This is a genomic window from Candidatus Diapherotrites archaeon, assembly GCA_040755695.1.
Taxonomy (GTDB): domain Archaea; phylum Iainarchaeota; class Iainarchaeia; order Iainarchaeales; family 1-14-0-10-31-34; genus JBFMAK01.
In genome coordinates this window covers 204,781-217,471 of sequence record JBFMAK010000001.1, presented here as the reverse complement: position 1 = coordinate 217,471, position 12,691 = coordinate 204,781, and the positions used below count along the sequence as shown (strand labels likewise).

Below are 12,691 nucleotides of genomic sequence, written 5' to 3'. Positions count from 1 at the left end.
GAAACCGTTAATTAAAATTTATATTTCTGCTTAATTTTTCCTGTCTTTAATCTTTCTGTAATATCGCGCTCGTATGCTCCCTCTTTTTCAAGAATTTTAATTAGTTCAGGAATTGAGTATAATTCCATTAAATCATACAAATAACCTTCACTAACCAATTCAGGAACCCTTTTTACAAGGGCTTTCTTAATTTTTTCCAAGGTTTTTGGCGGAGCCTTTTTTAGAACTTTTACGCTAAAAACTAAATCTTTGCCATCATACAAAAAAACTTTTTCTTTTGCTCTTTGCTTTATTTTTTTTTTCCTTTTCTGCTTTTGCCTTATCAAAAATCTTCTTCTTGTCTTTCCCGGCATAATAAATACAACCCTATAAATGTTCTTTAACCTCCCTTTTCGTGAGGTAATAGACGCCTGCAATCAGTATTATTAGAAGGGCAAGGCCTGCAAGGAATACGGGCTGCATTTCAGCTCTCTCAAGGAAAACCAGCTTCAGCAGTTTTATTCCCGTGAATCCTGCATAAGCAAGCAATGCGTACTTGATTATTTTTCCTGCGAGCATTGCAATAAAGAACTTCCTCCAGTCATACTTTATGAGCCCTGCCACAATTCCAACAAAATCAAAAGGGAATGGTGTCACAGAAGCAAAGAAAATGAAGATAGAACCCCACTTGTCAAGCCTTTTTCTCACGTAATCAAAGAATACTGTCTTCAGTTCAAATCTTTTTTCCACGAGCTTTATTCCGCCCAAGCCAATAAAGTAGGAAGTCATTTCCCCTAATGCGCCTCCAAGCCCGGCAACAATTCCTATTACTACTGGATGCCATAAGCCTATTGAGCCTGCAATAACCACTATTACATCTATGGGTGTCACAAGGAATATTGCAGCATTTGCTATAAGTGAAGCCAGAAACAGGCCCACAAGACCTAGAGAGCGAAGGAGATCATTCAAAAGAAAACTTAAATCCATAGCAAAACCTTTGCTTTCACTTTAATATGGAAAGAATTAATTAATATACTTTTTCTATTAGAAATTATTTTGCTATATTTTGAGTGATGAAATGACTGCAAAGGATTCAATGGATTATGAAAAAATGCTGGACAGATTATACATGTCCCTGCCCAAGCAGGCTCTGGCAAAGGAAAGGTTTGAGATGCCTGTGGTAGAAAGCCATATTGAAGGAACAAAAACCATAGTCAAAAATTTTTCTTCAATTCTAAAGTTAATTAACAGGGATGAAAAGCATTTGCTGAAGTTTATTACAAGAGAAATTGGAACAGCTTGTTTTGTTTCAGAAGGGAGGCTTATCCTGAACGGAAAATTCTCCGAAAAGAATGTCACAGAATTGATTCATAATTACATCAAGGAATTTGTTTTGTGCAGGGAGTGCAACAGGCCTGACACCAAATTCATTGACAGGCAAGGCGTAAAGGTAATGAGATGCGAGGCCTGCGGCGCAATAAGCCCAGTAAAGCACTTGTGAGCGTGAGCACTTGTACCATAAAATTCATTCAATTCAGGGCCAGACAGTGCTGGCTGCGTGCGACAGAGAGCTTGTGGGGAAAACATTGAAGAAAGGGAAAATAAATTTTTTTGTCAGCCCTAATTTTTATAAAGGAGAATTGATTAAAGAAAAAGAACTGGAGCTGCTTCTCCAAGAATGCAGTTCAGCGAATTTGGTTGGAGAAAAAGCTGTTGGAATTGCACTGAAATCAGGCCTTGCTTCAGAGAAAGAGGTAATAAGAATAAATAATATTCCTCACATTCAAGTATACAAGGTGTAATTTAATTGAACGGGCAAAAAAGAGGGGAACAGTTAAGCGAAGAAGAAAGCATTAGAAGGATAAGGATGCCCAACAGGAAAGAGGGAGAGCAGTTCGCTATTGCAACGCAACTGCTTGGAGTCAACCAGATCAAGGCAATAGCAGAAGACGGAAAGGAAAGGAACTGCAGGATTCCAGGCAAAATGAAAAAAAAGGTGTGGATAAGGGAAGGCGACCTGATTTTAATTAAAGTGTGGGACTTCCAGCCCTCAAAAGCAGACATTGTATGGAGATACCTTGGATTCCAGAGGGAATACATACAAAAAAAAGGTTTATTGAAGAACCTTCCGCTTTAAACTAATTTTTTATGAAGCCAAAAGAATTTGAGTCACTAAAAGAATTCATCAAAGAAGAAAGCACTCAAAGGGTCTTCGCAAAAGTATTCGACGAAAAGACAATTGCCGCAGTCCACAAGCTTGCAACAAAAGGCCTGATAGAAGAATTAGAGTTTGTGATTTCAACAGGAAAGGAAGCACATGTATTCAGGGCAAGGGACAGGGCAGGAAACTTCCGCGCAGTAAAAATTTATCGCATTACAACATCAGACTTCAAGAACATGAGCGCCTACATTCAAGGAGACCAGAGATTCAAGCAGGTTCCCAAAGAAAAACACGAACTAATTTTTGCCTGGACAAAAAAAGAATTCAAGAATTTAGAGTTAGCAAGAAGGGCTGGCGTTAGAGTTCCATTGCCTTTGGGTTTTGAGAAGAACGTTTTGGTAATGGAATTCATTGGAGTGAATGGAATTCCATCAAATACAATGAAAGAAACAGACATAAAAGATTTGAGTAAGGCATACAATACAATGATTGAATGGATTGCAAGAATGTACAAGGCCGGATTAGTGCATTCTGATTTAAGCGAATACAATGTTTTAGTGAGAGAATCTGAAGGAGAACAGGAATTAGTGCTCATAGACATAGGCCAGGCTGTACTTGCCTCCCACCCAAAAGCAAGAGAATTCTTCGAGAGAGACTTAAGAAATGTAAGCAATTACTTCTCCAAGAAAGGCTTGAAGAAAAGCTTTGAAGAAGCTTATGAAGAAGTGAAAAAGGCTGTTGAATTTGTTTAAAATTCCTGCCTTTTGGAATTGAATTTAAACCTTTTGCAGGAAAGATATATATGCTTTTTTTAGGTTATTTTTGATGGTTTTTTTGATGATTGAAGAGTATTTGAAGGTGCCCAAGGACAGGATTGCAGTCATAATTGGGCTTCATGGAGAGACAAAAAAAGGCATTGAAAGGGCAACAAAAACAAGCATTGAAGTTGATTCAGAATCAGGGGATATAGACGTAAAATCTGATGCGGGAAATGCATTAAATTTTTATATTGCACTCAACATAATTAAGGCTATAGCTCGGGGTTTTTCGCCTGAGCACGCTTTTTTGTTGAAGGAAAAAGACAATTACTTGGAGATAATTGATTTAAGTGAATTGCTTGGAAAATCAGAGAAATTGATCAAGCAGAAGAAAGGCAGAGTGATTGGACGGGAAGGTAGAGTTAGAGAAGAAATTGAGAGGAGCACAGGAGCCTTGATTTCTGTTTACGGCAAAACAATATCCATAATAGGAGGCCTTGAGGAAATAGAGAAGGCAAAAAAGGCAATTGAACTGCTGCTTGAAGGCGCATCGCATGACAGGGCAAAAAAGTTTTTGAGGAAAGAATCATTCAAGAAATTTGAATTATAATTTTAATGTTTTTTTTATTAGGTGAATCCTTTGCAGGAAAAAGTAAAAACCCAGCAGGCAAGCCAGCAGAAGAGCCAGGAAAGCAATCCCGGCATTCAATTGAAGCCTTTGGTTACAGCAGAAGAATTAGCAAAAGACTTCAAGGAGCACAGCGTAGCGGAATTCTTCAAGAAGAACAGGCAGATGCTTGGGCTTTTCGGGAAAGTTAGAACGCTAACAACAATAATACATGAATATTCCACGAATTCTGTTACATGGGATACACCAAGTGTTGTTAGAGTTAATGGGACTGCAAAGATTGAGAGAATTGGAGAAATTATTGATGAGTTAATGGAGAAGAAAGGCTTTGAGTTCAACGAAAAACAAGAAATTGACTCGTTGAGGGATTTAAAAGAAATTGAAGTGCTGTGTTTTGACAAGAAAACAAATAAATTGAAATTCAAGGAAGTTAAGTCGGTTCACAGGCATAGAATGAAAGACCTTGAAAAAATATTCAAAATAAAAACAGTTGGCAATAGATGCGTTGAAACAACAAAACATCACAGCCTATTTACTTTGGAGAACGGAAGAACAAAAAGCATTAAAGCAGATGAATTAAATGTTGGCGATTACATTATTGTTCCAAGAAATAAATGGATTGAAGAAACAAAGAGAGAAATAAACCTGCTGGAAGAATGCATGAAGATAGAGGATGAAAGATTAAAAGAATTCAGCATTTTTGGAGTTAAAGATATTCTATATTCAAATGAACAAATCAAGAATAAAATAAAATCTCAATTGAACCCAACTGAAAGGCACTTGGATTTTTACAGGAATTACATGAAATGCGACAGGCTGCCTGTAAGACTATTAAAAATTTTAAGCCAAGAAGAAAGAAAACTGTTTTACGACTGCAGGCTTGGGGCAAGGCACTGCAAGTACAAAATAGGGATTGAACTGGAGGTAAACTCTGGGCTAATGCAGTTCCTTGGATTTTTTATTGCTGAAGGAAGCACAAGAAAAACATTAAAATCTTCAAGCCTTTCATTTGGCGCCCACAAAAAAGAAATAATTGAATACAATTCAGGAATAATCAAAGAATTGTTTGGATTCAAGCCAGTGATAAGAAAAGCCCATGAGACAGCAGTAAACATTGAACTGCCTTCAACAATAGCATTTATTCTAATAAACATATTTGGCTGTGGTTTAGGTGCAAGGCAGAAAAGAATTCCTGGAATTGTTTTTAATGCAAGCGAAGATCTCGCAAGGGAATTTCTTTTTGCTTATCTTTCAGGAGATGGTTATCCGTCACAAAAACTTTTCAACTGCCTAAAAGAAAAGAGATTTGAATTGAATCAAAAAATCACTTTAGCTACTGCAAGCAGCGAACTGATTGTTGATCTGCAATACCTGCTGTCTGCATTGAGTTATTCTTACAGTTATCAAAGCAAAAAAGCAAGTGAAAGAACAGTAAAAAGTATTGCAACACATTTTAATGAAAGTCATATTATTGAATTTTATTTGAAGCAGAAAAATTCTCCTTTGAACTTTTATCCGTTGAGCATTGGAGGCATTACTGCAGTAATTGAACCAAAACTGAAATGGGCAATAAACAAAAGAGGGCAGCAAATAGCAAGTTATGAAAAACTTGTTTCTCTCAAAATAAATGAAGCACAAGCATCAGAAGAAACCGCTTTGTTTTTAGGTGGCGATCTCGGAGTATTGCAGGTAACTGAAATAAGTCAAAGGGAACCAAAAGAAAATGAATATGTTTATGATTATTCAGTGGGAGGAGATGAAAATTTTGTTGGGGGCTTTGGAGCAATCTGCTTGCATAATTCCCTTGATGCCTGTGAGTCATCAGGAATTCTCCCGGACATTGAAATCAAAATTCAAGAATTAGGAGAAGAATTCTATGAGGTTACAGCAAAAGACAATGGCCCTGGACTCACAAAAGACACTGTAGGAAAGGCCTTGGGCCAACTGCTTGCAGGAACAAAATTCCACAGGAGAGTGCAAAGCAGGGGACAGCAAGGGATAGGCGCATGCATGAAAGGCGATACTTTAGTTCCTTTTTCTGACGGCAGAATTATTCCGATTAAAGAAATTGTTGAAAAAGAAATTCCAGGCGAATGCATAAGCCTTGACTCAAAAACATTAAAGCTTGTTCCAGCAAAGATTTCAAAATTCTGGAAAATAAAAAACCCTTATTTTATTAAAATCAATACCTTAAAAGGAAGGCAAATTCTTTTGACGCCTGAAAATCCTGTGCTGACAATAAATGATGGAAAACTTGAATGGATTAGAGCAGATGAAATAATAAAAGGAACAAAAATTGCAGCGCCAAATAAACTATTTGCTTTTACGAATTCAACCAAAATGCTTGAAATATTTGATGATTTAACAATTCAGGTTGATGAGCCAGAACTAGTTCAAGAAATAAAGGAAAGGCTCTTGAAAAAATACAAGTCTCTTAACAAAATATCAAAAAAATTTGGAATTAAAAAAGACAGGCTTAGAAACTGGTTTAACAGGAAAATGAACAATAGAAATCCACGAGGCAGGCCTACACTTAAATTAATAAAAATTTTAGGAGAAGACGTTGGCTTTATAGAAGAAGAACTTATTAATAGAATAGCCAACATCGGAAGAAATGGAACTTATTCTAAAATACCGTTATTTTTGGATGAAGAAACAGCGTGGATTGCGGGGCTCATAGCAGGAGACGGCCATTTAAACTCAGGCAAAGATGACGAATGGGGCGTAAACATTACATTTACAAACAAAAATAAAGAACTTATAAATAAATATAAAGAAATCATAGAAAAAAAATTTGGGCTGAAAACCCAGACATACTTCCATGAAAAAAAGAAATATTATACAGTGCAATGCTCTCCCAAAATTCTTTCAGAAATATTTGAGTTCTTTGGGGTCAAGAGAGGAAAAAAATCAGATTGCTTTGTTTTATCAAATAATTTGATGTCCCAAAAAGAAGAAATTATTTCGGCATATGTTAAAGGGTTGTTTGACGCAGAAGGCAGTGTGAGCATCAAAAAAAGAACTGTTAGTTTGATTTTATATAATCCCCTGACCTTAGAGCAACTGTTTTATGCTCTCTTAAGGCTTGGAATTCATGCAAACATAAATAAGTGCAGAGAACAGAAAAGGCTTACAATAACCGAAAAAAGTAATTTGTACAAATTTTTGCAGAAAGTAGGTTTCAGCGAAGACAAGAAAACAGAACAATTGATTAAAATATTGAATTCCAAAAAAACAAACACTTTTACTGACACAATCCCTAACATAAATCCATTAATAAGAGAATTATTTGCAAAAAACAATCTGCCTTTAACTGCACTTCCAACGGCCTCCTATTCAGCCGTACACAACAAAAATATTAGCAGGAATTCACTGCAGCAAGTAATTCAAGTAATAGGAGAGAAAAATGAGTTAATTTATAATCTTGCAAATGCTGATGTCTGCTGGCTCGAAGTAAAAGACATTTCAATCGAAAAAAACAATGAAGAATTTGTTTATGATTTAGAGATAGAAAGGCACCATAATTTCATAGCAGGGGGCGTTGTATGCCATAATTCAGGTGTTACTATGTTCTCTCAGACAACAACAGGAAAGCCTGTGAGGGTTATTACAGGAACAGGAAAAGGAAAAGCAATTTCTTTGGAATTAACAATTGACCCCAAAAAGAATGAGCCAAAAATAATGAGCCTGCAGGAAATAGACAAGCCTTTCAGGGGGGTTGCAATCCAGGCAAAATTCAAGGACGTACTGTACAGGGTTTCAGAGCAAGGGCCTTTAGAGTACTTGAGGAGGACTGCAATTGCCAATCCTCACGCTGAAATAACCTTTATTGACCCTGAAGGAGCAAAGACAACATTCAAGAGGACAATAAAAGAAATTCCAAAGCCTGCGCAGCCAGTCCTGCCTCACCCGAAAGGGGTTACAGTGGATGAACTAATCACAATGGCAAAATACGCTGAGTCAAGAAAGGTTTCTTCTTTCCTGAAAAACGAATTCGACAGGATGGGAGACAAGGCAATAGAAGAAATAATAAAAAAAGTTTCTTTTGACATGAACAAGGACCCAAAGAAATTAGAATGGGCTGAAGCAGAAGAAATAATCAAATGCTTCAAGGAAATAGACTTTATTGCTCCGAGCGCTGATTCCTTAAGGCCTATAGGCGAAGAACAGGTTACTGTTTCCCTTAAATCAATTGTAAAGCCTGAATTCCTGAGCGTAATAACGAGAAAGCCTCAAGTGTACAGGGGAGGCTTCCCATTTCAAGTAGAGGTTGCAGTGGCTTATGGGGGGGAAGCAGGAAGGCAAAACGAAAACAATAAAGAAGAAGGAAAAGAAGAAAGCACTGGAAGAAAGATTGAGGTAATGAGGTTTGCAAACAGGGCTCCCTTATTATTTGACGGAGGAGGCTGCGCTATAACAAAGGCAGTCCAGACCATTGACTGGAGGAGATATGGAATACAGGATGTAGATAATGCTCCATTGACAGTGTTTGTTAATCTAATTTCAGTTTATGTGCCTTACACTTCAGCAGGAAAGCAGGCAATAGCAGACGAAGAGGAGGTATTAGAAGAATTAAGGCTTGCCTTGATGGATGCAGGAAGAAAAATTGTAAGATACATTGTAGGAAAAAGAAAAGAGAAAGAGAAACAAGAAAAGAAAAGAATGTACATGAAGTATGCAATAGAAGTTGCTTATGCTGTGTCAGCGCTTACAGGAAAAGAAAAGAAATCAATTGAAAAGAAACTGCTTGATATCGTGCTCAAAAAATTGAAGCTGGAAGAACAGGAAGAGAAAAGGATTGAAGAGGAAAGCGATGAAGAACTGGAGAAAGAGATTGAGAAAGAGCTCAAAAAGCAGAAGAAGGAAGGGAAAGGAAAAAAGAAAAAGGGGTCAATAAGAGAAGGAGAAGGTGAAGAGTAAATGGAAGACAAGGAAGTAGTAAAGAAGCTGGTTGAGGCAGGCCAGGATATATTGCAGCAGATTGAAGCAGGCAGGAATCCCTCTTATGAACTTCCTGTAAGGTCATTGAACAATATTTATTTCGATAAAAAGAGCCAGACAATAAAATTAGGCGACAAGATGTCCCAAAGGCAGTTCCTGAATATTGCCCACACAAGAAAATTCATGCAGACATTACTGGTTGCATCAGAAATAAGGAAAGTAATAGAAGAAAAGGCAACGATTTCAATCAGGGACTTGTATTATGCGTTAAAGCACACAATTGAAGGCACACAGGAAAACACTTTTGAAGACCAGAGTGAAAGCATCTGCCCGGATGAAACTGTCTTGGTAAGATTAAACGGAAAATTAAAATTAGTAAGTGCAGACGAGGTTGTAAGGTTTGCTGAAAAAAATGGCACAGTCGAAGTTGATGAACCTGAAAGAAAAATTATATCAATTAATAATATTAGTGTGTGCGGATTTGATAGCCAACAAAAAATCGCAGAACACAAAACAGATTACATAATCGTTCATCCGCCAAATGAGGCAGTCAAAATCAAAACTAGTTCAGGGAGAGCTGTAAAAGTAACAAAATCACACAGTTTATTTACCGTAAGAGAAGGGTTTCCAGTTGAAATAAAAACATCAGAACTGAAAAAAGGGGGCTACATCGCAATTCCAAGAAGAATCTCAATAAAAGAAAACACTGAACCAATAAATATAATCTACTCTTTAATTGAAAATGCTCCTGAAGAAATAATTGAAAAAATCTATTTGAAATCAGACAAAGAAACTATAAATTTGACCATAAATAGAATTGGAAAAGAGAGAGTGAAAGAATATATTTTAAAAAATAAGTTTAAGAACAATCCGCCGACTGTAAAAGCCAATTGGGAACACTGGAAAACGCTTCCACTAAAACTGATAAAAGAAACCAACCCCCAGATAGAGGACTTAATGCCAAAGATTAGAATCTCTGGAAAAGGATCACAACATAAATATAAATGCACTATTGAAAAGAAAAGGGGATTGGGAATTGTTTTGGGGGCTCTTTTGAGTGAAGGAAGTTTATCAATAATAGAAAGAAAAAGAAAAGAGTTCAGAGTATCAATAAACAACAAATCAATTGAATATTTACAGGAATTCAAGCAAGCTTTCGAAGAAATCTTTGGGGGATGTTCCTCAAAGAAATTACTTAAATGCAAAGACGGCACGTATAGACTAAATGTTGGCTATGACTCACTTTCACACATATTGCAATATGGAGTTGGATTAAAGTTTGAGAAAGCCTGGGATAAAGAAATTCCTCCATTACTATTGGATTCCCCAAAAGAATGCATTCAAGCATTTATTTACAGTTTCAGAAGAGAGGATGGAAGCAAAGGACCAAGATTCGAAATAAGGTTTCACACAACAAGCAAAAAATTAGTTGACGGAATAACATTCCTTCTATTGAGATTAGGGTTATTTGCAAATATCTATGAATACAAGAGAACCCTTCCAAAACACAACGCTTTTGAGGTTAGAGTAGGAAACAGGGATTACTCAGGAGAACTTTCAAAAATTACTGGTGATTATAATGATTCCTTTGAAAAAACAACAATGACTTCAAGCGATAAGATTTCTGGAATCGGGAATTTAATCAAAAAAGCCAGAAAAGGAATTGCGTTAGGAGAAAAAACCCATAAAGAAATGAATTTTAGCCGCATTGAAAAAAGCGAAAAAGTAAGTAGAAACATGGTCAGAAAAATAATTTCCACATTAGGAAATGCAAACAATGAATATGTTCAACAATTGCAATTAATTCTTGAGTCAGACATTTACTGGGATAAAATAAAATCAATAGAAAAAGCTGAAGTGCCAGAATATACAATGGATTTCTGTGTCAGACCAATTCAAAATTTTATTGGAGGAACAGGATTATTGCTTCTGCATAACTCGGACCCCTGCATAGAAGACATTGAGGCTTCATTGAATTTACTGAGGGAAGAACTGCATTTGGCTGCTTCTTCAAAAGGGGTGATTGCAGGAGACCTAAAGATAAAGGACGGAAAGGACACAATTGACTTGACTAAAATGGGTTCTGGCGGCTGGGGTGTTCCCTCAAATGTTGAGCCAGAAAAAATTGAAATAAAGGACTTGAGTGCAGAATATGTCTTGTTCATTGAAAAAGATGCTGTCTGGAAAAGGTTTAATGAAGACAGGTTCTGGCAGAAGAACAAGTGCATTATAATCACCGGAAGAGGCCAGCCTTCAAGGGCTGAAAGAAGGCTTGTGCAAAGGCTGAACAGGGAATTCAAGCTTCCTGTTTTTGCTTTGATGGATGCAGACCCCTGGGGAATGTACATTTATTCTGTGATAAAACAAGGCTCAATTTCTTTGAGTTACTCTGAAGAGAAGCTTGCAACGCCTGAGACCAAATACATTGGCCTTACAGTGAAAGATGTTGAGACATTCAAGATTCCGAAGGAAGTGACAATCAAGTTGAATAAGTTGGATGAGAAAAGACTTAATGAAATGAAGGGCTATGAGTGGTTCAGGAAAAAGGAATGGCAGGAAGAATTCGCCAGAATGAAAGACAAGGCAATCAAGCTGGAACTGGAAGCCTTAAGCAAGAAGGGGATCAGGTTCATAACAGAAGACTACCTGCCCCAAAAAATCAAGTCAAAGGATTTCCTGCCTTAAACTGCAAATTAATTGTTTGCTTTTTATTTCTTTCTTTTCTAATTGTATTGTGATGCAATGAAAAGGCCTTTTTTGCTTGAGTTCATGCAGGTTCTGCTTATTGTAATGATTTTTGTTTCTGCTTTTGCTGCATATTCTTTTATGCCTGCATTAATGGTGACGCACTGGAATATTGCAGGCGAAGCTGACGGCTTTATGTCAAAGGCTTACGCGCTCTTTTTGATTCCGGTAATGATTGTTATCTTGTATCTGGTGTTATGGGTTGTGCCCAAAATTGATCCTCTCAAGAAAAATATTCAGTTGTTTAGGAGGGAGTATGACATCTTCAGGGCTGTATTCATTTTCTTCATGGTTTACCTTTACCTGCTTTCAATTTTCTGGAATTTGGGAAAAAGGTTTGATTTTGTTGTAATGCTTGTTCCTGGTTTCTCTCTTTTATTTTATTTCTGTGGTTTCCTTATAAGCAAAGCCAAAAGGAATTACTTGATTGGAATAAGGCTTCCCTGGACTCTTGCAAGCGATGAAGTATGGAATAAGACCCATAAAATGGGAGGCAAGTTATTCAGGCTTTATGCGTTGATTTTGTTGTTGGGAATTGTTCTGCCTGAGTTCTTTTTCTGGATTCTTTTCGTTCCATTGATTCTCATCCTGGCTTGGTCTGTTCTTTACTCTTATTTCGAGTTTAGGGAACTTGAAGAAAAAGAAAAAAAGAAGAAGTAATTAGAGTGGTTTCTAATTGACTGAATTAATTTATGTTCTTGCAAGCGTTCTGGTTGTGAGCCTGATTTCTTTTATTGGGGTGTTCACTTTTTCTTTGAAGGATTCTGCTTTAAGGAAGGCTCTGCTTTACTTGGTGAGCTTTTCTGCTGGAGGCCTTTTAGGTGATGTATTTATTCACTTGCTTCCTGAGGCAGCAGGGAAAGGTTTCACGCTTGAATTGTCTTTTTTTGTTTTGTTGGGGATAATAGTTTCTTTTGTTATGGAGAAGTTCATTCAGTGGAGGCACTGCCATGTTGCAACCTCGGAGGAACACCCTCATCCTTTGGCTTACATGAATCTGGTCGGGGATTCAGTGCATAATTTCATTGACGGAGTAATTATTGCAGGCAGCTTTATTGCTTCAATTCCAGTAGGCATTGCAACAACAATTGCAGTAATATTTCATGAGATACCTCAGGAGATAGGGGATTTTGGAGTATTAATTCATGCTGGCCTGAGCAAAGTGAAGGCGCTCAAATTGAATTTCCTGACTGCATTAACCTCTTTTGCTGGGGCATTAATTGTGATTGTATTCAGCCAGTTCTTTTCTTTCTCTAATTATTTATTTTATCTTATTCCTTTTGCTGCAGGAAACTTCATGTACATTGCTTTGAGTGATTTGGTTCCTGAAATGCATAAAGAAGTTAAAATGGAAAAATCTTTTGCTCAATTGATTGCTTTTGTTTTTGGGATACTTTTAATGCTTTCACTCAAGTTTTTGGGCTGAAAACGCTAATTTTATTTAATCTTTTTCCTTAATCTTTATGGTTTTCAGCGAGT

At 36.9% G+C, this 12,691-nt stretch carries 11 protein-coding genes; 9 read left to right on the top strand and 2 right to left on the bottom strand.

Features of this window, described 5'->3' with window-relative positions; genetic code table 11:
- Positions 1-11: 11 nt before the first annotated feature.
- Complete coding sequence (locus AB1467_01260) at positions 12-353, bottom strand: hypothetical protein (GenBank protein MEW6294907.1); 342 nt, start codon at positions 351-353, stop codon at positions 12-14.
- A gap of 13 nt (positions 354-366) precedes the next feature.
- Positions 367-966, bottom strand: coding sequence for a VTT domain-containing protein (locus tag AB1467_01255; GenBank protein ID MEW6294906.1), 600 nt, complete (start codon positions 964-966; stop codon positions 367-369).
- Positions 967-1,057: 91 nt separating this feature from the next.
- Between AB1467_01255 and AB1467_01250 the strand changes: the two genes are divergently transcribed.
- From AB1467_01250 to AB1467_01210, 9 genes are all read left to right on the top strand, one after another.
- Positions 1,058-1,480, top strand: coding sequence for a translation initiation factor IF-2 subunit beta (locus AB1467_01250; GenBank protein MEW6294905.1), 423 nt, complete (start codon positions 1,058-1,060; stop codon positions 1,478-1,480).
- A gap of 10 nt (positions 1,481-1,490) precedes the next feature.
- Positions 1,491-1,781, top strand: coding sequence for a DUF424 family protein (locus AB1467_01245; GenBank protein ID MEW6294904.1), 291 nt, complete (start codon positions 1,491-1,493; stop codon positions 1,779-1,781).
- Positions 1,782-1,786: 5 nt separating this feature from the next.
- The gene (gene eif1A / locus AB1467_01240; GenBank protein MEW6294903.1) at positions 1,787-2,116 is read left to right on the top strand and encodes a translation initiation factor eIF-1A; all 330 of its coding nucleotides are present in this window, start codon (positions 1,787-1,789) and stop codon (positions 2,114-2,116) included.
- An 11-nt stretch (positions 2,117-2,127) separates the two neighbouring features.
- Positions 2,128-2,892, top strand: a complete 765-nt coding sequence (locus tag AB1467_01235) for a serine protein kinase RIO (protein ID MEW6294902.1) — start codon at positions 2,128-2,130, stop codon at positions 2,890-2,892.
- A gap of 85 nt (positions 2,893-2,977) precedes the next feature.
- Complete coding sequence (locus AB1467_01230) at positions 2,978-3,508, top strand: KH domain-containing protein (protein ID MEW6294901.1); 531 nt, start codon at positions 2,978-2,980, stop codon at positions 3,506-3,508.
- Positions 3,509-3,538: 30 nt separating this feature from the next.
- Positions 3,539-8,446 carry a DNA topoisomerase VI subunit B gene (gene top6B, locus AB1467_01225; GenBank protein MEW6294900.1) on the top strand — a complete coding sequence of 1,636 codons (4,908 nt, stop codon included), beginning with the start codon at positions 3,539-3,541 and terminating at the stop codon, positions 8,444-8,446.
- Positions 8,447-11,152 carry an LAGLIDADG family homing endonuclease gene (locus AB1467_01220; GenBank protein ID MEW6294899.1) on the top strand — a complete coding sequence of 902 codons (2,706 nt, stop codon included), beginning with the start codon at positions 8,447-8,449 and terminating at the stop codon, positions 11,150-11,152.
- Positions 11,153-11,209: 57 nt separating this feature from the next.
- Positions 11,210-11,872 carry an SdpI family protein gene (locus AB1467_01215; GenBank protein ID MEW6294898.1) on the top strand — a complete coding sequence of 221 codons (663 nt, stop codon included), beginning with the start codon at positions 11,210-11,212 and terminating at the stop codon, positions 11,870-11,872.
- A gap of 16 nt (positions 11,873-11,888) precedes the next feature.
- The gene (locus AB1467_01210; protein MEW6294897.1) at positions 11,889-12,638 is read left to right on the top strand and encodes a ZIP family metal transporter; all 750 of its coding nucleotides are present in this window, start codon (positions 11,889-11,891) and stop codon (positions 12,636-12,638) included.
- Positions 12,639-12,691: the final 53 nt, after the last annotated feature.

Bases quoted from the DNA above. Each gene is read 5' to 3' on its own strand.
- AB1467_01255 (MEW6294906.1), bottom strand. From the start codon at position 966: ATGGATTTAAGTTTTCTTTTGAATGATCTCCTTCGCTCTCTAGGTCTT.
- AB1467_01235 (MEW6294902.1), top strand. From the start codon at position 2,128: ATGAAGCCAAAAGAATTTGAGTCACTAAAAGAATTCATCAAAGAAGAA.
- AB1467_01230 (MEW6294901.1), top strand. From the start codon at position 2,978: ATGATTGAAGAGTATTTGAAGGTGCCCAAGGACAGGATTGCAGTCATA.
- AB1467_01220 (MEW6294899.1), top strand. From the start codon at position 8,447: ATGGAAGACAAGGAAGTAGTAAAGAAGCTGGTTGAGGCAGGCCAGGAT.
- AB1467_01250 (MEW6294905.1), top strand. From the start codon at position 1,058: ATGACTGCAAAGGATTCAATGGATTATGAAAAAATGCTGGACAGATTA.
- AB1467_01260 (MEW6294907.1), bottom strand. From the start codon at position 353: ATGCCGGGAAAGACAAGAAGAAGATTTTTGATAAGGCAAAAGCAGAAA.
- AB1467_01215 (MEW6294898.1), top strand. From the start codon at position 11,210: ATGAAAAGGCCTTTTTTGCTTGAGTTCATGCAGGTTCTGCTTATTGTA.